Origin of the sequence: Pseudoalteromonas sp. SG43-3, assembly GCF_014164385.1 — a bacterium.
Classification (GTDB): Bacteria; Pseudomonadota; Gammaproteobacteria; order Enterobacterales; family Alteromonadaceae; genus Pseudoalteromonas; species Pseudoalteromonas distincta.
The window spans coordinates 187,353-214,332 of sequence record NZ_JACJFC010000005.1 but is presented as its reverse complement, the minus strand read 5'-3'; the positions used below and the strand labels follow the sequence as shown (position 1 = coordinate 214,332).

At 40.1% G+C, this 26,980-nt stretch carries 29 protein-coding genes; 24 read left to right on the top strand and 5 right to left on the bottom strand.

All coding sequences use genetic code 11. From position 1 onward, the window contains the following. Positions 1–9: 9 nt before the first annotated feature. A complete protein-coding gene (locus H5157_RS06605; protein WP_182724390.1) occupies positions 10–1,320 on the bottom strand; it encodes a short-chain fatty acid transporter in 1,311 nt (436 codons plus the stop codon). A gap of 169 nt (positions 1,321–1,489) precedes the next feature. Here H5157_RS06605 and H5157_RS06600 point away from each other — a divergent pair, with 169 nt between their 5' ends. Both H5157_RS06600 and H5157_RS06595 read left to right on the top strand, forming a co-directional pair. Continuing rightward, the gene (locus H5157_RS06600) at positions 1,490–2,557 is read left to right on the top strand and encodes a potassium channel family protein (RefSeq protein WP_002957906.1); all 1,068 of its coding nucleotides are present in this window, start codon (positions 1,490–1,492) and stop codon (positions 2,555–2,557) included. Then, the gene (locus H5157_RS06595) at positions 2,557–2,754 is read left to right on the top strand and encodes a PLDc N-terminal domain-containing protein (RefSeq protein WP_182675765.1); all 198 of its coding nucleotides are present in this window, start codon (positions 2,557–2,559) and stop codon (positions 2,752–2,754) included. Before H5157_RS06600 ends, H5157_RS06595 begins: the two co-directional genes overlap by 1 nt. Positions 2,755–2,790: 36 nt before the next feature. Here H5157_RS06595 and H5157_RS06590 read toward each other — a convergent pair whose 3' ends face one another. Then, a complete protein-coding gene (locus tag H5157_RS06590) occupies positions 2,791–3,825 on the bottom strand; it encodes a cytosolic protein (protein ID WP_182724389.1) in 1,035 nt (344 codons plus the stop codon). A 69-nt stretch (positions 3,826–3,894) separates the two neighbouring features. Next, entirely contained in the window at positions 3,895–4,353 is a 459-nt protein-coding gene (locus tag H5157_RS06585) for an EVE domain-containing protein (RefSeq protein WP_182693725.1), read from the bottom strand. Positions 4,354–4,430: 77 nt separating this feature from the next. On the opposite strand from H5157_RS06585, the gene tesB reads away from it, so the two are divergent. Next, the gene (gene tesB / locus H5157_RS06580) at positions 4,431–5,288 is read left to right on the top strand and encodes an acyl-CoA thioesterase II (RefSeq protein ID WP_024597275.1); all 858 of its coding nucleotides are present in this window, start codon (positions 4,431–4,433) and stop codon (positions 5,286–5,288) included. Between the two features lie 20 nt (positions 5,289–5,308). Here tesB and plsB read toward each other — a convergent pair whose 3' ends face one another. Then, entirely contained in the window at positions 5,309–7,747 is a 2,439-nt protein-coding gene (gene plsB, locus H5157_RS06575; RefSeq protein WP_002957901.1) for a glycerol-3-phosphate 1-O-acyltransferase PlsB, read from the bottom strand. A 417-nt stretch (positions 7,748–8,164) separates the two neighbouring features. Here plsB and rpsJ point away from each other — a divergent pair, with 417 nt between their 5' ends. The 21 genes from rpsJ to H5157_RS06470 all read left to right on the top strand — a co-directional run bounded on the left by rpsJ (position 8,165) and on the right by H5157_RS06470 (position 24,480). Continuing rightward, complete coding sequence (gene rpsJ, locus H5157_RS06570) at positions 8,165–8,476, top strand: 30S ribosomal protein S10 (protein WP_002957900.1); 312 nt, start codon at positions 8,165–8,167, stop codon at positions 8,474–8,476. Between the two features lie 27 nt (positions 8,477–8,503). Next, complete coding sequence (gene rplC, locus H5157_RS06565; RefSeq protein ID WP_002957898.1) at positions 8,504–9,139, top strand: 50S ribosomal protein L3; 636 nt, start codon at positions 8,504–8,506, stop codon at positions 9,137–9,139. A gap of 17 nt (positions 9,140–9,156) precedes the next feature. Further along, positions 9,157–9,762: a 50S ribosomal protein L4 gene (gene rplD / locus H5157_RS06560; RefSeq protein ID WP_002957897.1), complete on the top strand. Its 606-nt coding sequence runs from the start codon at positions 9,157–9,159 to the stop codon at positions 9,760–9,762. Continuing rightward, the gene (gene rplW / locus H5157_RS06555) at positions 9,759–10,061 is read left to right on the top strand and encodes a 50S ribosomal protein L23 (protein WP_002957896.1); all 303 of its coding nucleotides are present in this window, start codon (positions 9,759–9,761) and stop codon (positions 10,059–10,061) included. The genes rplD and rplW overlap by 4 nt, the downstream gene beginning before the upstream one ends. A 15-nt stretch (positions 10,062–10,076) precedes the next feature. Continuing rightward, positions 10,077–10,901 (top strand): 50S ribosomal protein L2, encoded by an 825-nt coding sequence (rplB, locus tag H5157_RS06550; protein ID WP_002957895.1) that lies wholly within the window; start codon positions 10,077–10,079, stop codon positions 10,899–10,901. Positions 10,902–10,916: 15 nt separating this feature from the next. Then, positions 10,917–11,195, top strand: coding sequence for a 30S ribosomal protein S19 (rpsS, locus tag H5157_RS06545; protein WP_004588689.1), 279 nt, complete (start codon positions 10,917–10,919; stop codon positions 11,193–11,195). Positions 11,196–11,208: 13 nt separating this feature from the next. Next, on the top strand, positions 11,209–11,541 hold the full coding sequence (rplV, locus tag H5157_RS06540; protein WP_002957892.1) for a 50S ribosomal protein L22: 333 nt from the start codon (positions 11,209–11,211) through the stop codon (positions 11,539–11,541). An 11-nt stretch (positions 11,542–11,552) separates the two neighbouring features. Continuing rightward, positions 11,553–12,254: a 30S ribosomal protein S3 gene (gene rpsC / locus H5157_RS06535; RefSeq protein WP_002957891.1), complete on the top strand. Its 702-nt coding sequence runs from the start codon at positions 11,553–11,555 to the stop codon at positions 12,252–12,254. A gap of 12 nt (positions 12,255–12,266) precedes the next feature. Continuing rightward, positions 12,267–12,680, top strand: coding sequence for a 50S ribosomal protein L16 (rplP, locus tag H5157_RS06530; protein WP_002957890.1), 414 nt, complete (start codon positions 12,267–12,269; stop codon positions 12,678–12,680). Next, entirely contained in the window at positions 12,680–12,871 is a 192-nt protein-coding gene (rpmC, locus tag H5157_RS06525; protein WP_002957889.1) for a 50S ribosomal protein L29, read from the top strand. Before rplP ends, rpmC begins: the two co-directional genes overlap by 1 nt. Further along, the gene (rpsQ, locus tag H5157_RS06520; protein WP_002957888.1) at positions 12,871–13,128 is read left to right on the top strand and encodes a 30S ribosomal protein S17; all 258 of its coding nucleotides are present in this window, start codon (positions 12,871–12,873) and stop codon (positions 13,126–13,128) included. Before rpmC ends, rpsQ begins: the two co-directional genes overlap by 1 nt. Positions 13,129–13,750: 622 nt before the next feature. Continuing rightward, entirely contained in the window at positions 13,751–14,218 is a 468-nt protein-coding gene (gene tsaE / locus H5157_RS06515; protein WP_182712012.1) for a tRNA (adenosine(37)-N6)-threonylcarbamoyltransferase complex ATPase subunit type 1 TsaE, read from the top strand. Positions 14,219–14,245: 27 nt separating this feature from the next. Beyond that, complete coding sequence (locus tag H5157_RS06510; RefSeq protein WP_138489744.1) at positions 14,246–15,589, top strand: N-acetylmuramoyl-L-alanine amidase; 1,344 nt, start codon at positions 14,246–14,248, stop codon at positions 15,587–15,589. Positions 15,590–15,625: 36 nt separating this feature from the next. Then, positions 15,626–17,473, top strand: a complete 1,848-nt coding sequence (gene mutL, locus H5157_RS06505) for a DNA mismatch repair endonuclease MutL (RefSeq protein WP_182724388.1) — start codon at positions 15,626–15,628, stop codon at positions 17,471–17,473. Between the two features lie 10 nt (positions 17,474–17,483). Continuing rightward, entirely contained in the window at positions 17,484–18,401 is a 918-nt protein-coding gene (gene miaA / locus H5157_RS06500; RefSeq protein ID WP_182724387.1) for a tRNA (adenosine(37)-N6)-dimethylallyltransferase MiaA, read from the top strand. Positions 18,402–18,479: 78 nt separating this feature from the next. Further along, a complete protein-coding gene (hfq, locus tag H5157_RS06495) occupies positions 18,480–18,743 on the top strand; it encodes an RNA chaperone Hfq (protein WP_002957883.1) in 264 nt (87 codons plus the stop codon). Between the two features lie 15 nt (positions 18,744–18,758). Beyond that, complete coding sequence (hflX, locus tag H5157_RS06490) at positions 18,759–20,048, top strand: ribosome rescue GTPase HflX (protein ID WP_024597267.1); 1,290 nt, start codon at positions 18,759–18,761, stop codon at positions 20,046–20,048. Between the two features lie 100 nt (positions 20,049–20,148). Continuing rightward, complete coding sequence (gene hflK, locus H5157_RS06485; protein WP_002957881.1) at positions 20,149–21,318, top strand: FtsH protease activity modulator HflK; 1,170 nt, start codon at positions 20,149–20,151, stop codon at positions 21,316–21,318. A gap of 5 nt (positions 21,319–21,323) precedes the next feature. After that, the gene (gene hflC / locus H5157_RS06480; protein ID WP_002957880.1) at positions 21,324–22,202 is read left to right on the top strand and encodes a protease modulator HflC; all 879 of its coding nucleotides are present in this window, start codon (positions 21,324–21,326) and stop codon (positions 22,200–22,202) included. A gap of 214 nt (positions 22,203–22,416) precedes the next feature. Further along, complete coding sequence (locus tag H5157_RS06475) at positions 22,417–23,730, top strand: adenylosuccinate synthase (RefSeq protein ID WP_024597266.1); 1,314 nt, start codon at positions 22,417–22,419, stop codon at positions 23,728–23,730. Between the two features lie 111 nt (positions 23,731–23,841). Continuing rightward, positions 23,842–24,480 carry a tetratricopeptide repeat protein gene (locus tag H5157_RS06470; RefSeq protein ID WP_039489024.1) on the top strand — a complete coding sequence of 213 codons (639 nt, stop codon included), beginning with the start codon at positions 23,842–23,844 and terminating at the stop codon, positions 24,478–24,480. A 69-nt stretch (positions 24,481–24,549) separates the two neighbouring features. On the opposite strand, the gene H5157_RS06465 is transcribed toward H5157_RS06470, so the two are convergent. Further along, positions 24,550–26,397 carry a sodium:proton antiporter gene (locus H5157_RS06465; protein ID WP_182724386.1) on the bottom strand — a complete coding sequence of 616 codons (1,848 nt, stop codon included), beginning with the start codon at positions 26,395–26,397 and terminating at the stop codon, positions 24,550–24,552. Between the last annotated feature and the right edge of the window lie 583 nt (positions 26,398–26,980).

The following is a 26,980-nucleotide window of genomic DNA, read 5'->3' as shown; positions in this document are numbered from 1 at the left end:
TGCTTGCCGTTAGTAAAAGCTCAATACCAGCGATATAAAAACCCCAGTTACAAACAACTGCACAACACAAAACCCCATAATATCTTTTGCTTTTAAGCCTGCGATAGCAAGGACTGGTAATGCCCAAAACGGTTGAATTAAATTAGTCCACGCATCACCCCATGCAACGGCCATTGCAACGCGAGATATATCGGCGCCTAGCTCTTGCGCTGCGGGTATTACAATGGGTGCTTGTACAGCCCATTGGCCACCGCCAGAGGGAACAAACATATTAACGAGTCCTGCACTTATAAAACTAAAAAATGGCAAGCTATCAGCATCTGCAATGGCAATAAAGCCACGTGATATCTGTTGTGCTAATCCGCTATCAACCATTACCGCCATAATGCCAGCATAAAAAGGAAATTGAATAACAATGCCAGCCCCGCTTGGAGTTGCTTGTTGCAGACTGTTAAGTAAATTATGGGGTGTTTGATGCAGCGTAATAGCTAAAAACAAAAATACGGCAATAACGCTATTAAGGTTTAAGTTTCCGCCAGCAATAAAAAAGTAATAACCTAAATATGCCAAACCTAATAAGCCAATTGTCATGCCGAGTAGTTTGCTTTGTTCCAAATGTTGGGCAGGTCTGGTTATTGTAGTGGGCTTAGGTGTTGTCTCTTGTAAAAGAGCTGGGTCGATATATACGCTTTCTTGAACGCTTGGCAGCATATAGCGATTAACGAGCGGCATAATAATGAATAAACCAACTAATATGGCTATATTAAAGCCCGCAAATAAAGTGTGCTCTGTACTAATAATACCAATGCTGGCCTCTGAGAAGTGACCATCGGTTGCGATAGTTAAAGGAATCGAGCCAGCTAATCCGCCATGCCATACAACAAAACCTGAGTAAGCGCTGGCTACTAATAATCGATAATCAACACGAGTATGTTTAGCAATTGCTTTGGCAAAAAGGGCACCAATAACTAAACCAAATCCCCAATTTATCCAGCTCGCTAAAAGCGAAATAAGCGTTACCAATATAATTGCTTTAGGTGCTGTATTTGCGAGTGTTGCTAGTTTTTCTAATAACTTACTTATAGGTGGCGTACTTGCCAACATACAGCCTGTAATTAACACTAGTAGCATTTGCATCGCAAAACTTAATAAGTTCCAAAACCCACCTCCCCACGCTTGTAATACTTCAATGTTAGTTGCGGTTGTAAATAAGCTCGCACTGACAAGGGTAATTATTGTAAGTAAAATTACAAATATAAAAGGGTCGGGAAGATAGCGCTCTACAATTTTAGTAAAAGGGCGGGCTATTTTATTAAGCATAAGCACAACTGTTTTGGTTATTATTTTAACGCTAATTAATCATGAAAAATCACCATTGGCAAACAGCATTTAGTCTAATATTTGCGGTTAAAAGCTTAAACATTGCTTAAAAGCATCGCTTACAGTAACGTACTGTTTATAGATAATTTACTAACGAAGACTTTGTATTATGCCGGTGATATTTAAAAGGCTAGCGTTACTTGTTCGCGCTCATATAGATCAGTTGAGTTGGCAAGCAGTGGCATTAGCTATTTTGACTCATATGCTATTAACATGGAGCTTACTATTTATAGCGAATGAGAAAGCGTTAACCTCGCTTACTACCTTTTTTTACTATTACACAGTAACAACATCAACAGTGGGATATGGTGACTTTAGTCCAACTACTGATCTTGGTCGTTGGGTGGTTGCATTAATACAAATTCCATTTGGTTTAGCTTTATTTGGTGTTTTGCTAGGAAAAGCAGGACAAACTGTTACTTACTTAATTAGGCGCGCTATGACTGGTGATAAAAACTTTGCCCACAGTAACCACCATATTATTATTTTTGGTTGGCACGACACTCGTACAAAAAAGATGATTGATTACATTTTGGCAGATACGAAACGTACTGACCGTCGTATTTTACTCGCGGTAACAGAGCAAATGGATCATCCTTTTTTAGCTAACGAAAGCGTTGATTTTGCACGTTTAACGAGCTTTACTAATTTAGCTGAGCTAGAGCGGGTTGCTATTCGTAGTGCTGATAAAGTGATTATTGATGGTCAAGATGACGATCAGACATTTACAACAGCCCTGCGCATTAGTCGCTTAGTAAAAGATGATTGTCATATAAGTGCTCACTTTTTGGATGAAACCAAAGTTGAGATGATGTTAGAGCATTGCCAAAATGTAGAGTGTAGTAGTGCAAAATCAGCTGAGATACTCGTACGCTCAATGCAAGATCCAGGTTCGAGCCGTGTGCAAGAGGAGCTGCTATCTACTTTGCACGGCGATACACAATTTAGTTTGAAAATACCAGGCGGCTGCAAAGATATGGAGTTTGGTACTTTGTTTCATCATTTTAAGCTTGAGCATGATGCAATACTGTTGGGTGTTGCTCATAATTTAAGTGCGCAAAATATGGATTTAAATCCACCATTAGATTACAAAGTAAGTGAAGGCGATATTTTGCACTATATATCGGTAGATCGAGTATTAAGTAGTGAAGTAGACTGGTCGAGCCTAGAAAAATAATGAATGAAGTTGTATTTTTAATTGTTGTTTTAAGTGCTTATATATTACCTGTCGTTATTGTACTCAACAGTAAGCGTACACAGGGTCATGAAAAGAATGGCTGGCTAATGGGAATAATTATATTTTCTTGGTTAGGGTTAATGATGTACTTTGCCATTGTGCCCAAGTATGGGCACAAAAAGAAAAAGGTTAAATAGAGTAGTTGGCCTTTACAGCCGCTTTTACTGGCGTAATTACTCTTCTAGTTGCTTAATTTTATGCTCAATTAAAGGATCGTCAGGTACAAGTTGTTGAGCAACTTCTAATAACTGAATGGCATCATTAGGATGCTCATCTTGATGCTTGAGGGCAACATCTATTAATGGCTGAATATCAATTTTTGCCTGATGTTCCTGTACGTGAACTTCTTTTTCATCAATCAAAATATTATGAGCTTTGCTTAATAGTGTTTGACGGTGAGCTGAGTTTACATTCGCTTTATTAAGGCTTTTGTAATAATCCTCTTTAAAGCGTAAGGTTTTAGTTTGCATACGAAATTGCGCAATATCAATTTGCTGATGCTGGATAAAATCGACGGCTACTTGCTTATAAAATCCAAACTTATTCAAATATGTGGCATGTGTGCCATGTCCCATACCAAATACTCGTAAGTGAGTTAACTGCTTATAGCGCTTAGCGTGCATTCGGTCTATACGATTAGTAGGATCGTAAATAATATAGCCTTGGGCATCTCCTAAATCTAGATCGTGATAATCTTGCTGCCAATCAAACTGCTGAGCTATATCGGTACTAGAGCGGTCATCCCACGGTACTAATTCTTTATTTTTAGTACTTACCGGATGGAAGAACAACACCTGATTTAGCTTTAATAGTTTAGCAAAAGCGCCAACAGCAAATCCGCCACGACTTAAACCATAGCCAAGTCGACAGTCAAACGGCGTAAGTAATGTTGATAATTGCTCGAGAAAAAAGATTAAATTACGATTACGAAACCAATTACTTTTACCCAAATGCTGAAAAGCGATTACGTTTACGTTTTGTTTTTGAGCTAAGTGATAACCCCATGGTGCAAAATCAGGATGAAGATCTTGCTCTTGCACGTTAGTGCCAGCTGGGGAAAAGGTAAAAAGCAGGGGTTTATTAACGTCAACAAAATCATACTTAACAAATACATCGCCGAGTAAATCACTACCCGTCATGGGTAATCGAGTTTGTTGCTCATTGTGCGGGAGAGTTAACCATTCATCTAACCAATACAGTAATTTCATTAATCCTCCAGCTATAAGTCAGCATAGATCATATCAAACTCAATGAAATTAGGTCAAACCGATAGGGTATTACTGCGCCATTTTGATTATTACATCCCAGTCATTTTTAGTAACAGGCATTATTGATAGACGTCCGCCCTTTTTAAGTGCGATTTCAGTAATATTGTCATTGGCTTTAATATCTTTAAGGCTAATTAATTTTTTTAAATGGCTTTGATAAGTAACCTCAACAACAACCCAACGTGGTTTGTCGCTGGTGGCTTTTGCATCGTAATAGTCGCTGCTTAAATCAAATTGAGTGGGGTCTGGGTAGGCTTCTTTAGTAACCTCGGCAATGCCCGCTACGCCCACGTGTTTACAGCTTGAATGATAAATCATTACTGAATCACCGACTTTGACGTCGTCACGCATAAAATTTCGTGCTTGGTAATTACGCACACCTTCCCAAAGAGTTGTTTGTTTTGGTGCATTTTTTAAGTCATCTAATGAAAACGCATCGGGTTCAGTTTTAAATAGCCAGTAAGCCATAACAGTATTCCTAACAAATATTTACTTCCCACTATTGTATAGTATCATTTGGACACTAGGGTAATGAGGAAGAAATAATGAGCCAAGTATTAGATGATTTATTGTCGTTGTTAACACTTGAAGAAATTGAGCAAGGTTTATATCGAGGACAAAGCCAAGATTTAGGCTTTGGTGCTGTATTTGGTGGTCAAGTAATGGGGCAGGCGCTTTCTGCTGCCAAAGAAACTCTACCTGAAGGGCGAATAGTTCATTCATTACATTCTTACTTTTTACGCCCAGGCGATCCGGCTAAACCCATTGTTTATGACGTTGAAACTATTCGTGATGGAAAGAGCTTTAGTACGCGCCGAGTCAAAGCAATTCAGTACGGTAAACCTATTTTTTATATGACCGCGTCATTCCAAGGTGAAGAGAGTGGGTTATCGCATCAAGCGACTATGCCTGATGTTCCCGCACCTGAAGAATTACGTTCATCGCTTGAGTTTTACCAAGATAACGCTTCGCATATCCCAGAGGTTATCCGTAATAAGTTTACCCGTGAAATGCCAATTGAAATGCGACCGGTTACTTTTCATAACCCGTTTAAACCAGAAGTTATGGAGCCGGTAAAGCATATTTGGTTTAAAGCTAATGGTGAAATGCCGGACGATCAGCGTATCCATAATTACTTATTAGCGTATGCGTCTGATTTTGAGTTTTTACCAACTGCATTGCAACCTCATGGTGTATCGTTTATGCAGCCAAATATGCAAGTAGCTACTATTGATCATGCAATGTGGTTTCATCGTCCATTTAGAATGGATGATTGGATTTTGTATTCAATTGATAGTCCAAGTGCGAGTAATGGGTGTGGTTTGGTACGGGGGCAGTTTTTTGATCGCCAAGGCAACTTGGTTGCCTCAACAATGCAAGAAGGGGTTATGCGTCAACGTTAACCCCTTCTGTAAATGCATTGCTAGTTACACTGATCTTGAACTATATCGCTGATTGACTGCCAGACGCGTGCTGGCAGTAATGTTTTAAGGTGTGCGTAGGTTTCACATAGTTGTGTGCTACCTACTAAGCCCTTATCACCCTCTGTTATTAACGACTCGCCACGTAAGTTTTCGATAAAACTAACAAGTACTTTTTTGTCAAAAAACTCAGGTGTTTTAATACCATGCAGTGTACCTAAACGTTGTGCGAGTACTTGGCTTTCTCTTTCAAGCTCGGCTTTTTCAATGCCATCACTTGTTTGAATAAAACCAATCACAATAGCGTAACGTTGTAGGGTAAAGCTAAGTGCTCGTCCAAGCATTTCTAGCTTAGCTAAGCAGTCGTTACTGTTTGTTATATGAATGTTATCGCCATCAAACTCAATTAAATTTTGATCGGCAAAATTAGCTAAAATACGCGTTATGTAGTTTTCATCAAGAGGTTGTAAATACCATTCTTTAGCAAATAGCGGATAAAATGTTTTTACAAGTTGTTGGCATTGAGCAATCGTAGTGCTGTGTTGTTTAAATAGATGTAGTGCAATTAAGCTTGGTACTGCAAACAAGTGCAAAATATTGTTTCGGTAGTAGTTAAACAGTACTTTTTCTTTATCGCTAATCGTAATAATTTCGCCAAACTCATCACTGATAACTTCAAACTTATTAAGCTTTAATGCATGCGTTAGTAATTGCTCTGGTGTTTCGTCTGGTGTAGTTACTTTATTACTGTAGCTTGCATCACGCTGTAAGCGCAGATAAAAATCAAGCTGAGCTAATAGCTTTGGTTTACTCAATGCTTGCTTATCATTAACCAGCAATATCATCGCTAGTAAGTTAACCGCATTAAGCGCCGCTGCATTATTAATTTTAACCATTACTTGGTCGGCAAGTTTAGTTACTTGTGGTGCTAACCATTGTGGCTTTTGCACGTCAGTTGGGTGTATTGAATCACGCCAATCAGGTTGGTTATCGTTTAAGTATTGGTTAATAGAGATTGGATCGCCAAAGTTTAAATTACCACGACCGTAGTTTTTAAGGTTTTTGATTGCCTTAAAAATACCAAATATAGATTCGCCTTTTTTATCTTTACCATCCAGCTCTTTAAGGTAGGTGTTAATTTCCATGACGTGCTCGTAGCCAATGTACACAGGTACAATAGATATTGGTCTGTCTATTCCGCGTAGCATTGCTTGTAATGTCATAGATAGCATGCCCGTTTTAGGCGGCAGTAAGCGTCCAGTTCGGCTTCGACCGCCCTCCGTGTAAAACTTAACAGAGTAACCTTTAATAAACAGTTGGCTTAAATACTCTTTGAATATGGCAGAATAAAGTTTATTACCTGCAAACGAGCGACGAATAAAAAACGCACCAGAGCGTCTAAATATGCCTCCGGCAGGGAAAAAGTTAAGATTTATACCTGCAGCTATATGCGGAGGTACTAAACCTAAATGATAAATAGAGTAAGTAAGCAGTAAGTAATCCATATGGCTGCGATGACAAGGCATATAAATTATTTCATGGCCTTTATCTGTTAGTTCATGAATTTGTTCGGCGTGTTTAATATCAATACCATTATAAAGCTTATTCCATAACCAAGTTAAAAACCTTTCGGCCACACGTATCATTGCTTCAGAGTAATTAGCGGCTATTTCATCAAGTAGCTTAAGTGCATTTTGACGAGCTTCTGTTTGGCTAATGTTTTTAGCGTTAGCTTCATCTTGAATTGCTTTTTTTATAGTAGGTGACGCTAATAATGAATTAAACAATTGCTCACGAGATGGCATTTTAGGGCCTGTAGCAGCTAGCTTTTGGCGCTTAAAGTGAACACGTGCTACACGTAATAATTTATGTGGTAACTCGCTTACATCGGCTTTTTCATTGACTAAAAGAGATAAGTCGAGTGGTTGGCTAAAGCGAATAAAGTTATCGCGCCCTGAAAATAACACCACAAAAAACTTTCTAAACCAGCTTGGAGTAAGAGAGTGTGTAATTAAAGTACGTAGTCCTGGCTTTTCTTTACCTGGGTCGCGCCCCCATAAAATAGTAACAGGCACCACTTGTACGTTTTGCTGACCGCTTTTTATTAAGTACTCAATAATTTGCTTGCCTTGGGCTAAAGCATTGGTTGGTTTTGCTTCATCACCAAACAGTGGTGGTGGATTTTTAATACCAATAAAACGGTCTAAATTCTGAGTCCCTAGCACTTGCTCTTCTGTTGGGCTTGGTAGGCCATTCTTTTTACAAACATGCGCCAGCGCGGCTAAATCAAAACGTGAATTTAAACGCACTATATAAAATGTAGGGTACTCAGGGTTTAGCTCATACTGTTTAATAGGATTTTCTGGTAGCACTTTGCTTTTCACAAATAAGCGGCTAAATCCAGCAGACATAACATTTAAACAATAATTAAAAATACGCATCGACTCACCATATTGAGAGTATTAAGGGCAAAATTAGCGCAACAGGATACCATAATATCTAAAAATCCCTTAGTTTGCGCAATTAAGATGTTTAGTTGTTTGTTGACTAGCATCAAAAGCATTAGTTCAAGTATAGCGATTGAACATGTATGGACGCATATTTAATCAAATTAGTGTTCATTACATTGTTTCTAAATAGTTGTTGCATTTATCACCAATACCTCTATAATACGCAGGCTTTCAAAATTCCTCTGGGAATTAGAAAGGATAAATTAAGCTTGGATTTCAAGCTAATAAACAGGAGTTCCGATTTGGAACTCAACGTAGATATAATCAAACAGCCGACATCTTAAGTTTTAAGATTGTTTCGGTCGTTTTTTTATGCTCTTTTATATGCTCTTTATATTGAGGTTAAGAATGTCAAATCAACGCATTCGTATTCGCCTAAAAGCTTTTGACCACCGTTTGATTGACCAATCAACGGCAGAAATCGTGGAAACTGCGAAACGCACTGGCGCACAAGTACGTGGTCCAATCCCACTACCTACACGCTTTGAACGTTTTACTGTACTAACTTCACCGCACGTTAATAAAGATGCGCGTGATCAGTACGAGATCCGCACCCATAAACGTCTGATAGACATCGTAGAACCAACTGACAAGACTGTAGACGCGCTTATGCGTTTAGATCTTGCTGCTGGTGTTGATGTTCAAATCAGCCTGGGTTAATCGAAAGATTAGAGAGGTTTTAGGAAAATGGCATTAGGTCTAGTCGGTCGTAAAGTGGGTATGACACGAATCTTCACTGAAGATGGTGTATCTATCCCTGTGACAGTTATTGAAGCGACACCTAACCGCATTGCTCAGATCAAATCTGACGCAACAGACGGTTATAACGCGCTTCAAGTAACCGCAGGCACTAAAAAAGCAAGTCGTGTAAACAAAGCTAAAGCGGGTCATTTCGCTAAAGCTGGTGTTGAAGCGGGTCGCGGTCTGTGGGAATTCCGCCTTAACGGTGGTGAAGGCGATTTTGAAGTAGGCGCTGAGCTTACTGTTGAATTATTCAACGAAATCAACAAGGTTGACGTAACCGGTACTTCTAAAGGTAAAGGTTTCCAAGGTGGTGTTAAGCGCTGGAATTTCAGCATGCAAGACGCTACACATGGTAACTCTCTATCTCACCGTGCTCCTGGTTCAATCGGTCAAAACCAATCACCTGGTAAGGTGTTTAAAGGTAAGAAAATGGCCGGTCATATGGGTGCTGAGCGTGTAACGACTCAAAACTTAGAACTAGTTCGCGTTGACGCTGAGCGTAATTTGCTTTTAGTTAAGGGTGCAGTACCTGGAGCTATTGGCGGTGACGTTATCGTTAAACCAGCTGTTAAAGCATAAGTCCTGGAGATTTAGTGATGGAATTAGCAATTAAAGACGCTTCTGGCGGTCTTGAAGTTTCTGAAGCTACTTTTGGACGTGAGTTTAACGAAGCATTAGTACACCAAGTAGTTGTTGCATACGCAGCAGGTGCTCGTCAAGGTACTCGTGCTCAGAAGACACGTTCTGAAGTAAGCGGTGGTGGTAAAAAACCATGGGCTCAAAAAGGTACTGGCCGTGCACGTGCCGGTACAATCCGTAGCCCAATTTGGCGTTCAGGTGGCGTTAGCTTTGCAGCTAAACCACAAGACCACAGCCAAAAAGTAAACCGTAAAATGTACCGTGGTGCGATTAAAAGCATCTTATCTGAATTAGTTCGTCAAGAGCGTTTAATCGTTGTTGAAAGTTTTGCTCTAGCAGCACCAAAAACTAAAGAACTAGTTGCTAAGCTTAAAGAACTTGAGCTTAAAGATGTTCTTATCGTGACTGAAGAAGTAGATGAAAATCTTTTCTTATCGGCACGTAACCTTTATAAGGTTGACACACGTGATGTAGCTGGTATCGATCCTGTAAGCTTAATTGCTTTCGATAAGGTACTTATTACAGCCGCTGCTGTTAAGCAACTTGAGGAGGCGCTAGCATGATTCGCGAAGAACGTCTTTTAAAAGTGATCCTTGCTCCACATATCTCTGAAAAAAGCACAATTGCTGCTGAAGAAAACAATACTATTGTTTTTAAAGTAGTAAATGACGCAACTAAAGCTGAAATTAAAGTAGCAGTTGAGAAGCTTTTTGAAGTAGAAGTAACGGGTGTTCGCACACTTAACGTTAAGGGTAAAACAAAACGTACTGGCGCACGTTTCGGTCGTCGTAGCGACTGGAAAAAAGCTTACGTTACTCTTAAAGAAGGCAGCGAGCTAGACTTTGTCGGCGGCGCCGAGTAATAAGGGGATAGAATTATGGCACTTCAAAAGTGTAAGCCTACTTCTGCGGGCCGTCGTCACCTAGTTAAAGTGGTTAACTCTGATCTACATAAGGGTAAGCCATACGCACCACTTTTAGAAAAAAACTCTAAATCAGGTGGTCGTAATAACAATGGTCGTATTACGGTTCGTCATATCGGTGGTGGTCATAAACAACATTACCGTTTAATCGATTTTAAACGTACTAAAGATGGCATTCCAGCCACTGTTGAACGTTTAGAATACGATCCAAATCGTAGCGCAAACATCGCTCTTGTATTATATGCAGACGGTGAGCGTCGTTACATTATCGCACCAAAAGGCTTAAAAGCTGGCGATGCAATCCAGTCTGGTGTTGATGCACCAATCAAACCTGGTAATGCATTACCAATGCGTAATATGCCTGTAGGTTCGACTGTTCACAACGTAGAATTAAAACCAGGTAAAGGTGCTCAAATCGCACGTTCTGCTGGTGCATACGTTCAAATCCTTGCTCGTGATGGTCAGTATGTAACATTACGTCTTCGTTCAGGCGAAGTTCGTAAAGTTGAATCTGATTGTCGTGCGACTCTAGGTGAAGTAGGCAATGCTGAGCATATGCTTCGTTCACTTGGTAAAGCAGGTGCAAATCGCTGGCGTGGTATTCGTCCGACAGTTCGTGGTGTTGCCATGAACCCGGTAGATCACCCACACGGTGGTGGTGAAGGTCGTACATCTGGTGGTCGTCATCCTGTGTCTCCATGGGGTAAGCCGACTAAAGGTGCGAAGACGCGTAAGAACAAGCGTACGGATAAATTTATAGTACGTCGTCGTACTAAGTAATATTGAGGAATAGCCATGCCACGCTCTCTCAAGAAGGGTCCTTTTATAGACCTACACTTGCTGAAGAAGGTAGAGAAAGCTTTGGAAAGCGGTGAGAAAAAGCCAATTAAAACTTGGAGCCGTCGTTCAATGATCATACCTAACATGATCGGATTGACCATTGCTGTCCATAATGGTCGCCAGCACGTACCAGTTTTCGTTTCTGACGAAATGATCGGTCACAAACTAGGTGAATTTGCACCAACTCGCACTTACCGTGGCCATGCTGCGGATAAGAAAGCGAAGAAACGATAAGAGGGGAAGATAAATGCAAGCATTAGCTAAACATAAATTCGCCTCTGGTTCGGCGCAAAAAGCACGTCTAGTTGCAGATCAGATCCGCGGGTTACCTGTAGATCGCGCACTAGAAATCCTGGCGTACAGCCCTAAGAAAGCGGCTGTATTAGTTAAGAAAGTACTTGAGTCTGCTATTGCTAACGCAGAGCATAACGAAGGTGCTGACATTGATGAGCTTCGTATAACAACGATCTTTGTGGACGATGGTCCTACAATGAAACGTATTATGCCTCGTGCTAAAGGACGCGCAGATCGCATCCTTAAGCGTACAAGCCATATCACTGTTATGGTTTCAGATAGCTAGGAGTATAAGTAATGGGACAAAAAGTTCATCCTACTGGTATTCGCCTAGGTATATCTAAACCTTGGGTTTCTACCTGGTACGCGAGTTCAAAAGATTTCTCTGCACAGCTTTTTGGCGATCACAAAGTTCGTACATTCCTTACTAAGGAATTAAAAACGGCTTCTGTGTCTAAAATCGTTATTGAGCGTCCAGCAAAATCAATCCGAGTAACAATTCACACGGCTCGTCCGGGTGTTGTTATCGGTAAAAAAGGCGAAGACGTAGAAAAATTACGTCAAGCGGTAACTAAAATCGCTGGTGTACCTGCTCAGATTAATATCTCTGAAGTACGTAAACCAGAACTAGATGCACAACTAGTAGCAGACGGCATTGCCTCTCAACTAGAACGTCGTGTTATGTTCCGTCGCGCTATGAAGCGTTCGGTACAAAATGCAATGCGCATCGGTTCTAAAGGGATTAAAGTTGAAGTTAGCGGTCGTCTTGGCGGCGCTGAAATCGCACGTTCAGAATGGTATCGTGAAGGTCGTGTACCTCTACATACTCTTCGTGCTGATATCGATTACGCAACTTCTGAAGCCTTAACCACTTATGGTATCATTGGTGTTAAAGTTTGGATCTTCAAAGGCGAAGTTATTGGTGGTTTACCACTAGTACAAGAGCAAGAGAAGCCAGCTAAACGCGCACCAAAGAAAGCCAAGAAAAGTGCTAAGTAGAGGTAGCGAGTAATGTTACAGCCAAAACGTACAAAATTCCGTAAAATGCACAAAGGCCGCAACCGCGGTTTAGCGCAAAACGGTAACAAAGTAAGCTTCGGTACTTTCGGATTGAAAGCAACTGGCCGTGGCCGTATGACTGCTCGTCAAATCGAAGCAGCTCGTCGTGCTATGACGCGTCACGTGAAACGTCAAGGTAAAATCTGGATTCGTGTCTTCCCTGACAAACCGATTACAGAAAAACCTCTTGAAGTTCGTATGGGTAAAGGTAAAGGTTCTGTTGAATATTGGGTTGCTGAAATTCAGCCTGGTAAAGTACTTTACGAAATGGAAGGTGTTTCAGAAGAGCTTGCTCGTGAAGCGTTTGACCTTGCTGCTCGTAAACTGCCATTCAAAACAACTTTCGTAACTCGGACGGTAATGTGATGAAAGCTAGCGAACTAAAAGATAAAAGCGTAGAAGAGCTTAATGCTGAACTTCTAGGACTACTTCGTGAGCAATTTAATATGCGCATGCAAGCTAGCACTGGTCAGTTAGCTCAGACACACACGCTAAGAACAGTACGCCGCGATATCGCGCGTGTAAAAACAGTTATTAACCAGAAGGCAGGTCAATAATGAGCGATAAAATTCGTACTCTTCAAGGCCGTGTAATCAGCGACAAGATGGAAAAATCTTTCACTATCGCTATCGCACGTTATGTGAAGCACCCAATCTATGGGAAATTCATTAAACGTACGACTAAGTTACACGTACATGACGAAAATAACACAGCAAAAGCGGGTGACGTAGTTACTATCCGTGAATGCGCACCAATTTCTAAGAATAAATCTTGGACTTTAGTAGACGTTATTTCTAGTCCAAAACAAGCTTAATTTTTAATTAAGTTAGTTTTGTAAAAAAGCCCTGGCATTAGCCGGGGCTTTTTGTTTTCTGGAACTGCCTTGTCTTGAAACGTGTTTACACATTTAGGACTTATACCAATCCGCAATAATACTTAATCATTTTGTGGGGCTAAACGTGTCGCTACCTGCTTTAAAAAATGCTCATTTAGAACAACTAAATAGCGAATTTCTGCCTAGCTATCAACACGTTTTTCCAGCCTCAAAATAGATCACTTAATTAAGCGAATTGGTATTATCTTTTTATCAGAAATACAAAAGCATGCAGGGTAGTTTTCTGGTTTGTGTCATCAACTCCGTTGTTGCTATATATTTTTTAGTATCAGAACTAGTGGCTGAATCATAAAAGTTTGATTATAAGCTTACATATCTCAGTAACTTTAATACTTGCTATAGGCATATAAGCCGTAGCGTTACTTTTCTCTTACTTTATTTCAATGTTACAGTTTTAAGGTATCGAAAATAGATATTCAAATATAACTTAATCATTCGCTTGTCTGGTTTTTTTATGTCTAAAACCTCAATTTATCGCCTTAAATGAATATTCTGGTATGATTAGCAAATATGCGCTTTTGAATGAATTTTTGAGGTAATAATGACGCGTAGTTTTGAATTTCATTTAACTGATGAGATTGCCACGGTTACAATGGGTAATCGCGTTGCTGATATTATAGAGCAAGGTGCGGTTATTTATTTACATGGTGATTTAGGTGCTGGTAAAACAACGTTTACACGAGGTGTAGTGCAAGGCTTTGGCCATACAGGTAAGGTTAAAAGCCCGACCTATACACTAGTAGAACCTTATGAGCTTGAGCGTGCAAATGTTTATCATTTTGACTTATACCGCTTAGGTGATCCTGAAGAACTCGAATACATGGGAATACGCGATTATTTCTCAGCAGACGCAATTTGTGTTGTTGAATGGCCTGAAAAGGGTGGTGAATTTATTCCTGTGCCTGATTTAGATATTACTCTAAGCTATGTGGGTAACGAACGTAAAATTGTTATAAATAGTGCGAGTGAGCGCGGTATAGCAATTGTCGAAAAACTAAATAATCAATAATAATATAGTTAAGGCAGTAATTATCCAATGAGCCGAGGTGTAGTTAAACTTTTTATTTATCTTATGGTTATCACCATAAGCTTGCCGCTATGGGCTAAAAACACAATCAATAGTGTGCGTGTATGGCCGTCTCCAGATAGTACGCGCGTGGTATTTGATTTAAATGATAAGCCCGACTTTAGCTATTTCATGCTTAAAAACCCTAGCCGCCTAGTGATTGATTTAGAAAATACTAGCGAGTTAAAAACATTGCCAGGTGTGCCCCCGAAACATCAAATAGTAAGCAAATTACGTTACTCAAAACCTAAAAATAAACAAAGCGTACGTTTAGTATTTGAATTAAGTGCGCCAATAAAGCCAGTGGTATTTGCCCTCGCACCTACAGGCCCTTATAAAAATAGACTCGTTGTTGATTTATACAATAAAAGCCAAGCTACTACAGTTGTTTCTCCTGCTCAAACAGCCGCTAAAAACCGTCAACTAAGCCAAGAACGCGACATTGTTATTGCAATTGATGCGGGGCATGGCGGCGAAGATCCTGGTTCAATTGGGCCATCAGGCACCTACGAAAAAACAGTTACACTGCAAATTGCGAAACGTTTAGAGCGCATGATTGATGGCGAACGTGGCATGATTTCGCGCATGGTACGAAGCGGTGACTATTTTGTAAAATTAAATACTCGTACTAATCGAGCCCGTGAAAAAAAGGCAGATTTTTTTGTTTCTATTCATGCTGATGCATTTACAAGCCCTGGGCCAAATGGTGCCTCTGTGTGGGTTTTGTCATTAAGACGTGCTAATTCAGAAATAGGTAAATGGATAGAAGATAAAGAAAAACACTCCGAGCTTTTAGGTGGCGCTGCTGATGTAATGAAAGATGCCGCCAATGAAAAATATCTAGCACAAGCGTTGCTTGATATGTCGATGGACCACTCTATGAAAACTGGCTTAAATGTAGCTGATGAAGTGGTTAAAGAGCTTCGTAAGGTTGCCAAACTGCATAAAAAAGATCCCCAGCATGCGAGCCTTGCAGTACTAAAATCACCAGATATTCCATCTATTTTGGTAGAAACAGGGTTTATATCTAACCCGCGAGAAGAAAAGCTACTTAAAAGTCCTAATCATCAAGAGCGTTTAGCTAAAGCTATATTTACTTCAATTAAAAATTATTATTTGAAAAATCCGCCGGATGATTCTTTATTTGCTAAATTAAAGTCGCAATATCCAACAAAGCATAAAGTACGCCCCGGTGAATCTTTAAGTATGTTAGCGAGTCGCTATGGCGTTACAGTCAATAAATTAAAACAAGTTAATAAGCTTAGTTCTAATACCTTATTTATTGGGCAAGAGCTCGATATACCTCAAAGTTAGTCATTATTATTAGCGCAATGTTTGCTAGGAAGTCTCATGAATATTGAAATATTACCCGCGCGTTTAGCCAACCAAATTGCCGCAGGCGAAGTGGTTGAGCGCCCAGCGTCGGTAGTAAAAGAGCTTGTTGAAAATAGCTTAGATGCTGGCGCAACGCGTATTCAAATTGATATTGAGCGCGGCGGCCACAAACTTATTCGTATTCGTGATAATGGCGCAGGGATAAGTAAAGATGAGCTAACGCTTGCACTTTCTCGCCACGCGACAAGTAAATTAAAATCACTTGATGACCTTGAAAACATTTGCTCACTTGGCTTTAGAGGGGAAGCACTTGCGTCAATTAGTTCTGTGTCGCGTTTAACGCTGAGCTCAAAACCAAAAGAGCAAGAAGCGGCTTGGCAAGCTTTTGCAGAAGGCCGCGACATGGCCGTTCAAGTAAAACCTGTAGCGCATCCCGATGGCACAACCATTGAAGTAAAAGATTTATTTTTTAATACTCCAGCACGTCGTAAATTTTTACGCACCGAAAAAACTGAATTTAGCCATATTGATGAGTTGATAAAGCGTATTGCGCTTAGTCGCTTTGATGTCTCTATTACACTAACTCACAACGAAAAAGTAGTAAGGCAGTATCGTGCCAAAACTGATCCCTCTCAGGCTATAACACGCGTAGCACAAGTTGCAGGCAAGGCCTTTGCCGAGCAAGGTTTGCATATTCAATCAGGAGAAGGCGGTTTACAGTTGCATGGTTGGGTGCTACCTGTAGGCTCAGCTAATACGACTCAGTACACTTATGTGAATAATCGCATGATGCGCGATAAGCTTATTTTGCATGCTATACGCCAGGCATTTGAAGAAGTAAGTGGAACACAAGAATTACCCGGTTTTGTCATTTATATTGATATTGACCCTCGGCAGGTTGATGTAAATGTTCACCCTGCTAAGCATGAAGTGCGTTTTCATCAAGGGCGGTTAATTCATGATTTTATATTGCAAGCTATTAAGCAGGTAGTAGTGCCATTGCAAGGCGAATTCACTAACGAATCAGCGAGCACAGCAGCAGAACTCACGCCAGCGTTCATTGAGTCGTCTCATAGCAGTACTAATAATATAGAAAGCGAAGGAGTGTTTGATTACCCTAAATCGCAATTACAGCCCTCTTCCTCTGGAAGTGCTGGTAGCTCAAGTTCGTCCTCAGGTACTAGAAGTGTTGGCGGTGCATACCGTGCTGCACCAAGTACGAGCCATCATGACGTAAATGCGTTTTATCAAGGAGTGAGTGAGCAACACGCCGCGCATTTTGATAATGCAGCCAATATATCTGCTGCACCACACCAGTCCATATCTGTGGATAATGTCTTAAAAGCTGTTTCTATTATAAGTGTTAGTGAAGGAGTGTGTGTCTTTAGTGAAGAGCAGCAATTGTATTGCTCACATTTTAAATATGCATTAGTTGATGATTGGCATAATCAAATTAAAGAGTTCGGAAGTTTAGAAGGGAAAGCCCTTTTGTTACCAGTGCGAGTAAACTTAGAAAAAGAAGATTGCTTACTTATAGAATCCCAGCAATCGTGGTTTACCTTACTTGGTTTTGAACTTGTAATAGAAAAACAATTTGTAATGGTTAAAAAATTGCCAGCGTGTTTATATTTACTTGACGTAAGTGCAGCGGTAGGTGAGCTACTTGATGCGTGTAAAGCAAAACTTGAAAATATAGAGAATTGGTTAGAATGGCAAATGAAATGCGTGCCGACCCGATTTTATTTAAGCAATGTATTTTTAGCGCAACAAATGCGCTTAAAAAATAATCCACAAACTATTGAACGCTTGCGTAAAAAAGCAGTTAAAATAGAGCTAAATCACTATTTAACGCAATTAGATTAAGGTATCAGTGTTGAGTAATTTACCAGTTATATTTTTAATGGGTCCAACTGCAGCAGGTAAAACAGCATTGGCAATCTCGCTGTGCGAGCATTTAAATACAGAAATAATCAGCGTAGATTCAGCGCTAGTGTATAAAGGTATGGACATTGGTACAGCAAAACCTGATGCCGAAGAATTAGCCAAAGCTCCGCATCATTTAATTGATCTACTTGACCCGAGTGAAACGTATTCAGTTGCAGATTTTAGGCGCGATGCAGTGCAAAAAATTGACGAATTTCACAGACAAGGTAAAGTACCTGTGTTGGTTGGAGGTACAATGCTGTACTTCAAATCTTTAATTGATGGTTTATCGCCTTTACCTGAAGCAGATACAGAGATAAGAGCAGAGCTAGAAGCGCAAGCTAAAGAATTTGGCTGGCCTCATTTATATAAAGAATTAGTTAAAGTTGACCCAAAAGCAGCCGAAAAAATAAGTGAAAATGATTCACAAAGAATTAATCGAGCTTTAGAGGTTTACAGGTTAACTGGTAAGACCATAACTGAGTTGCAAATGCAAAAACAGCCGGCTTTACCTTATACTTTTCATCAATTTGCAATTGCACCGCAAGAACGCAGTGAATTACACCGCCGAATTGAAGAAAGGTTTAAAATAATGATTGATCAGGGGTTTGAAAATGAAGTTTCGACCCTATATCTACGTGAGGATTTACACCCCAATATGCCTTCTATTCGTTGTGTTGGTTATAGACAAATGTGGGATTACCTTGCGGGTGAAACAAACCATGATGAAATGGTTTTTCGTGGCATCGCAGCAACACGTCAGCTGGCAAAACGGCAGTTAACGTGGCTTCGTAGTTGGCCTGATGTTACTTGGTTAACAACAGGCGACGAAGAAAACTTGCATCGTGTAGTAAGTTCGCTAAGCTAGTAGTAGTTGAATATTGTTTTTTATCAAATAAGTTCAGCCACTTAATTATAATAACACCTAGAACGAAGGAACAATAACATGGCAAAAGGCCAATCGTTACAAGACCCATTTTTGAATGCACTACGACGTGAGCGCATTCCAGTATCAATCTTTTTGGTAAATGGCATAAAATTACAAGGCAAAATTCAGTCATTTGACCAATTTGTTATTTTACTAGAGAACACCGTAAATCAAATGGTTTATAAGCATGCAATTTCTACAGTTGTCCCTGCTCGCGCAGTTAACTTCCAAGCAGTTCAAGGAAGTGATGACACTGAAGAGGCAGAAGCTGGAAACTTTTAATTAGGAGCATAATGTTTGTTTGACCGCTATGAATCCGGCGAACAGGCAATTTTAGTTCATATCGACTTACCTAAAGAAGGAGATCGTGAAGATCTTCATGAATTAGAAATGTTGGTATCTTCTGCTGGTGTTAGTAGTTTGGCGGTTGTGCAAGGCAGCCGTCAAGCACCACATCCGAAACTATTCGTCGGTACCGGTAAAGCAGAAGAAATAGCTGAGATTGTCAAAATCCACAAAGCAGATGTCGTAATTTTTAATCATCAACTCAGGCCATCACAAGAGCGTAATTTAGAGCGCGTTTGTCAATGTCGTGTGCTTGATAGAACGACGCTAATTCTTGATATTTTTGCCCAGCGCGCACGTACCCACGAGGGTAAGCTGCAAGTTGAATTGGCTCAACTACGCCATATGTCAACTCGATTAATTCGAGGCTGGACTCACCTTGAACGTCAAAAAGGCGGGATTGGTTTACGTGGTCCTGGTGAAACTCAACTTGAAACTGACAGAAGATTACTTCGTGCCCGTATTCAAAATATTCGTGCACGTTTAGCTAAAGTTGCAGTGCAACGTGAACAAGGTAGGCGAGCTCGTACTCGCAACGAAATACCTACAGTTTCATTAGTTGGTTATACCAATGCGGGTAAATCTACATTATTTAATCGAATTACAAATTCAGATGTATACGCGGCCGATCAGTTGTTTGCCACGCTTGATCCGACTCTACGTAAGCTTGAGTTAGGTGATGTTGGCCCTGTTATCTTAGCTGATACAGTGGGCTTTATTCGTCACCTACCACATGACTTAGTTGCTGCTTTTAAAGCAACGCTTACTGAAACTCGCGAAGCTGATTTGCAGTTACATGTAATTGATGCCGCAGACTCACGTCTGCAAGAAAATATTGAACAAGTACAATCGGTGCTTAAAGAAATTGAGGCCGATGAAGTACCACAGCTATTAATTTATAATAAAATTGATGCGCTGGATAACGTAAGCCCACGTATTGATCGAGATGACGAAGGTCAACCTATAAGAGTATGGCTTAGCGCTCAGACTGGTGAAGGGTGTGAATTACTTAGCGAGGCTATCAGTGAGTTACTAGCTAAGAAGATGTTTAACGAAACATTATTTCTTACGCCATTGTATGGTCGCTTAAGAGCTGCATTGTTCAGTTTAAATGCAGTGCATGAAGAGCAATTTGATGAGCAAGGTAATTGGCTGTTAGATGTTAGAATGCCAATGGTTGAGTGGAATCGTTTAATTAAAGAATTTGGTCCTGAAATTGCTGGTTTTATCAACCGTAATTAAAAATTGACGTTTTAATGTCGGTTTTTGTATGAGAAACGCGGTAGATTTGTTAGATTTAACACAATTCCCTAATTTATTTAGATAACAATGGAGTATAGCTATGGCCTGGAATGAACCGGGTAATAATGGCAATGACAAAGATCCGTGGAATAATAAAGGCGGACGTGATCAAGGCCCACCTGATTTAGACGAGGTGTTCCGCAAGTTTAGTAACAAGTTCAGCGGCTTATTTGGCGGGAAAAAATCCGGCAATGGTAGCGGCGGTGGACTTGGCGGAGCCGGTATTTCATTCATACTTATTATCGCCGTTATTGTATGGGCGTTAAGTGGTATTTATACGGTTAAAGAAGCCGAGCGTGGTGTGGTTCTACAATTTGGTAAATATGACCGAATTGCTGATCCTGGTTTGCGCTGGAAAATGACTTTTATCGAAACGGTAATCCCAGTAGATATTGAAGCTGTTCGTTCATTATCGGCTTCTGGTTTTATGCTTACTGAAGACGAAAACGTAGTGAGCGTTGAGTTTCAGGTGCAATACCGTGTTATTGACCCATACCTTTATGAATTTAGCGTAACTAACGCTGATAGTAGCTTAGAAGAAGCGCTAGACAGTGCCCTGCGTTATGTTGTGGGCCATGCAAAAATGGACCAAGTATTAACTAATGGCCGTGAGGTTGTTCGTCAAAATACATGGGATGAGCTTAATAAGATTATCGAACCATATAACTTAGGTTTAATTGTTACTGACGTGAACTTTAAAGACTCTCGTCCACCAACTGAAGTTAAAGATGCATTTGATGATGCAATTGCTGCACAAGAAGATGAAGAACGTTTCATCCGTGAAGCAGAAGCATATGCTCGTGAAATTGAACCGCGTGCTCGTGGTCAAGTAACGCGTATGACTCAAGAAGCGGAAGGTTATCAAGAGCGCATTACATTGGAAGCACAAGGTGAGGTAGCTCGCTTTGAAAAGCTTTTACCTGAATATCAAGCAGCTAAAGAAGTTACTCGTGAGCGCTTATACATTGATGCAATGGAAGAAGTGTTAGGGAGTAGTTCTAAAATATTGGTTGATGTTAAAGGCGGCAATAACATGATGTATTTACCTCTTGATAAAATCATGGACAAGCAAGGAACCGCAACACGAGTTGCACTTCCAAGTTCAAGTGATATTCAAGACTTACGTAATAAAGTTAATACGTCGCGCAATAGCTCTGTTAATAGTGGCAATGACCGCTTTAACAACGACCGCTTCAATGATGGGAGATAATCATAATGAAAAACTTTAGTTTAGTAATACTATTAGCTGCCATTGTTATGTCTTTCTCATCGGTATTTGTTGTACCTGAAGGGCAAAAAGCAATTGTAATGTTATTCAGTAAAGTACAAAAAGATAGCGACGACAAAGCGATTGTATATGGCCCAGGCCTACAATTTAAAGTACCATTTTTTAGCCAAGTACGTCGTATTGATGCACGTATTCAAACGCTAGATGGTGCGCCAGATCGCTTTGTTACTAGCGAGAAAAAAGACTTAATTGTTGATTCGTTTGTAAAATGGCGAGTTAATGACTTTAGTGCTTTTTACTTACGTGCTCGTGGCGATAAGCAATATGCTGAAACGCTACTTAAGCAAAAAGTAAACAATGGTCTTCGTACAAACTTTGGTACACGTACAATTCGCGAAATTGTATCAGGTGAGCGTAGCGAGTTGATGGAAGAAGCGTTAGTACAAGCTTCTGAAAGTGCACGTGAGCTAGGTATTGAAGTACTAGACGTACGTGTTAAGCAAATCAACTTACCACAAGAAGTGAGTAGCTCTATTTACCAACGTATGCGCGCTGAGCGTACTGCGGTTGCAAAAGAGCACCGTTCTGAAGGTCAGGAAAAAGCAGAGACTATTCGTGCGGGAGTTGACCGTCGAGTAACTGTAATGCTTGCTGATGCTGAGCGTAATGCACGTTCTGTACGTGGTCAAGGCGATGCTGATGCTGCAGGCATTTATGCTAATGCGTATAACAAAGACCCTGAGTTCTTTAGTTTTGTACGTTCACTTGAAGCTTACAAAAAGACTTTTAAAGATAAGCAAGATGTTATGGTGCTTTCACCAGATAGCGACTTCTTCCAATATATGAAAGGCGCTAAAGCTCAATAGACTTTACGTTAATTATTTAAAAGTTAAAAAGCCTCGCATTTGCGGGGCTTTTTGTTAAATACAAACTAGTGCGTTAAATCACTGTTATTTATGTGGTTATTGGTCAATATTTGGATATAACAATTGCCCGCAGAAAAAATAAGCTGAACAGGGGTGATCTTTACTTTAGTTTTCTGGTAAAATCTCGTCCTAATTTTCTCTAAGTGAATTTACGATGGGTAAAAACGTTGTTGTATTAGGCACCCAATGGGGTGACGAAGGAAAGGGTAAGGTAGTTGATCTCCTTACAGACAAAGCATCTTTAGTAGTTCGTTATCAAGGTGGCCACAATGCGGGTCATACTTTAGTTATCGAAGGTGAAAAGACGGTTCTACACCTTATTCCATCGGGTGTATTACGTGACAATGTTAAATGTGTGATTGGTAATGGTGTAGTTTTATCACCAGAAGCGCTAATGAGAGAAATTGGCATGCTTGAAGAGCGCGGCGTACCAGTACGCGAGCGTCTTTTAATAAGTGAAGCATGTCCGCTAATCTTGCCTTTCCATGTTGCATTAGATGTAGCCCGCGAAACAGCTCGTGGCGATAAGCCTATTGGTACAACTGGCCGTGGAATCGGTCCTGCGTACGAAGATAAAGTAGCACGTCGTGGTTTACGCGTAGGCGATTTATTTAATCCTGAAGTATTTGCAGCTAAATTAAAAGAAGTGCTTGAGTACCACAACTTCACTTTAGTTAACTACTACAAAGTAGATGCTGTAGATTTCCAAAAAACGTTTGATGATGCAATGGCTGTTGCTGATATCTTAAAAGCAATGGTTGTAGATGTAACTGAGCTTTTAGATCAAACGCGTTTAGCAGGCGAAAACATTTTATTTGAAGGTGCACAAGGTACGTTACTTGATATAGATCACGGTACTTACCCTTATGTAACATCTTCAAACACTACCGCTGGTGGCGTTGCGACTGGTGCAGGTTTTGGTCCATTAAACCTTGATTACGTTTTAGGTATTATTAAAGCGTACACTACACGTGTTGGTTCAGGTCCTTTCCCTACAGAGCTTTACGACGGTCTTGATAAACAAGATCCAGTTGGTAAGCACCTAGGTGATAAAGGCCATGAGTTTGGCGCTACAACAGGTCGACTTCGTCGTACTGGTTGGTTAGATGCAGTGGCTATGCGCCGTGCAGTTCAAATCAACAGTATTTCAGGTTTTTGTTTAACTAAGCTTGATGTTTTAGATGGCTTAGAAACACTTAAAATCTGTACTGGTTACAAGCTTGAAGATGGCACAGTTACTAACGTAACACCATTAGCGGCTGAAGGTTACGATAAAGTAACACCAGTATACGAAGAAATGCCAGGTTGGTCAGAAAACACTGTTGGTGTAACTAGTCTTGACGGTTTACCAAAAGCTGCGATTGACTACATCAAACGTATTGAAGAAATTACGGGTGTTCCAATTGATATTATTTCTACAGGTCCTGACCGTGTAGAAACTATGGTGCTTCGCAATCCGTTTGCGTAATTACCATTAGATTAAAAAAAGCTGCTTCGTGCAGCTTTTTTTGTGTCTAAAATTCACCTTGGAACGATCTTTGTATATTATTTAATAAGTTTATTTATATAAGTGGTGAACATGCGTTTATTTAATCGTAATTGCGTACTAAGGCTTTCGTTAATACCGCTGTCTTTATTTATAGCAACCAACAGCTTAGCTACAGAAAGCCCTGCTGCTGTGCCGCTATATACAGAATCAGAGCTAATTGCGTTAATAAATAAAAATACGCATTTAGCGCGCGTAAAGGCAGATGATTGCCAGTTGGTGCAAGATATAGAAGCACGAGCCAATAAAATGGCATTGCCGTCTTATCAATTTTTATACGGCGATATGCTGGCTTATAACGTGTGCGTTGATCGCAATGTAGAGTTAGGTGTGTATTACATGCGAAAAGCAGCTGAGCAAGGCTTAGCGGCAGCGCTAGAGCAATTGGGACGATACTACGACACTGGTCGCTTAGTTCAGCAAGATAAAGCAATGGCAATTACGTATTTGCGTGAAGCCTCGTCGCAAGGCAATTTAAAAGCACAACTACGTTTAGTTAAATTATTTAATGATGGTTATGGCAGCCCGCGTGATTTTGAAGATGCCTATCGTTGGCTATTTAATTCTATGGTGGCAGATAAAGCGACTCATAGAAAAATTGAGCGAGCGCTGACTAAGTTAGCGCAAAAAATGCCAGATAGTGTGGTTGCTCGAGCTCGCCTTCCTATTTAATGGCTGTTAAAAACAAAACCCTAACTTTTTAAGTTAGGGTTTTTTAGTTTTTACAAACTGTAAAAGTATTTAACTGTCTTCTTTAGCCTTTGTTTGCGGGTCTTTTAAAACTGACATTTTAGGCGGCTGTAAAGCAACAACGCGTTCGCCTTCTTGCGGCGGTTTTTCCATGTTGATTGTAAACGGTCTTAGCTTAATTGGTGTATCGTCATCACTGTCTTTATCACCTTTGAGAATAAATAAAGGGATAGCCTCAGGGTTCATTTCTAAGTATTGTTCCCAGCTAAACTCATCCGAGATACGTGTTGAACTAACCTTACCGCCTTTAGCTATAATACTGCTTAAACGTGCATACGAGCCTTCGTCTCCAAACAGTATTTGTCTTGATAAAAACGTTGCGCTGTCTTTATTTGCTTTTGCATGCGACGTTGATGAGCGTAGCGAAAATACATTTTTCTCATTAAGTAAATGCGAAAAGTATTGAACACCTAACGCATTATGATGACGATTTGGCGATAATGCTAATACACTACGAATCGTTGTTAGAGGTAAGTAGCGTTCAGCATGCTCTGATTGTGGGTTACCATAATAACAAGCTAAACCATCCATACGTGCCATTCTGCAGTTTTCCCATGCAGGATCTGACAGGTGAACCGGAATGTTTTGCTCTTGTAAGCCTCGGCCGATTGCACGCGATACATGGTTTGCACCAATAATTAATATTGTATTTGGCGATGGCTGGCGTACACCTAATAGCTTGGCGACAGGAATGGCGGTTAAGCTCTGTAGTACAACGGTAATTATAATTACTGTAAATATAAGAGGTACCATTTTTTCAGCATCCGCAACACCAGACTCCATCATGCTAAGCGCAAATACCGACCCAACGGCTGCGGCGACTATACCGCGTGGAGCTATCCAGGCAAGTACCAAACGAGACTTCATTGGTAAGTCAGTACCAAAGGTCGAAATAGCAATACACAGTGGCCGAGCAACAAAAAGCACGATAGCTAAAAATATAAATACATCGCTGTCGAGCATCATTAAATCAGAGAGCTGTAAGCGTGCTGCAAGTAAAATAAACAGCGTTGATATTAATATCATCGACAAGTCTTCTTTGAACTCAAGTACAGAATCTATTTCTAAATCGTCTTGGTTAGCAAGCCAAATACCAAATACAGTCACTGCTAATAGGCCTGATTCATGGCTTAAATAGTTTGATACAGAAAAACTAATAAGTACTAGCGCTAAAATCCCAAACTTATGTAATTCAAATGGCAGCCACTCGCGACGCATTAATAGTGTTGTTAGCCAACCAGCGGTAACACCAATACTTAAACCAACACCTAGGGTTTTAACTAAAGCAATAATAGTATGACTAAATACTTCGCCTTGGCCTACAAGCATTACGGCTTCAAATACCAATACAGCAAATAATGCGCCAATAGGGTCTATTACAATACCTTCCCAGCGAAGTATGCGGTCAATGTCTTGTGTTGGGCGCATTGAGTTTAATAGCGGTGCTATAACAGTAGGGCCTGTTACAACTAGCACTGCACCTAATACCGCAGCTACACGCCAATTAAGTTCAAGCAACCAATAGGCGCTGAGGCTAATAATAATACAGGTAGTAAGCATGCCGATGGAGCAAAGGTTTCTTACAACTTTTCCGATTCCTTTTAGCTCTCTGAAATGCAGAGTTAAGGATCCTTCAAATAAAATGATGGCAACACTTAGTGATACAACTGGAAACAGTAAATCACCTAACAATGCATCAGGGTCTAAAACACCACTAAATGGCCCAAGTAAAAGACCAGTAAGCAATAAGAAAAGAATAGCGGGCACTCTAAAAGCCCACGCGACCCATTGGGCAAGCACAGAGCAAAGTGCGATACCGGCTATGTAAATTGCTGACATAGATTAAGAATTCCTTATTTATGACGGTTTGTTTAGAAAGTATAACTTTTGTTAATTATTAATACAGGGGTATACACGGGAAATTCAAATATTACTAATCAATTTTAGCTGCTTATAGAAGATTAGTAGGCTTAAATTATTTTGCGCGTGTTAAGCCGCCTTATTTTAGGCTGTATTAATTGTTTAATTGGTTGAATTTTAATAACAATCTAACACCACAAACGAGGAGGAATTAGCTTCGCTCGAATTTTAACCTTGATTTTTAAGGGGTATTTAGTGTAATATGCTTTGTGTTCTAATAATTAGTTATCTAATGAAGTTTATTGGAAGTAAAAGTGGTTTGTTAATCTTAACGTCATTTTTAATCTTTATAATCATGCATTAGTGGTGTCACTAGTATTCGAACACTATATAATTTCATTTGCCGAACTCTTGGTATGGTTTTGCTAAACAAGTTTATTTAATTATTTAAGTAAATAAAGGTTTGAGTTGAACTATTACTTTCAATGTTTAACCCCCATCGTGGCGGTTAAATCTCGGTCCTTTGGTCTTCACCCTATCTGTTGGTGTATCAGACTTTAGA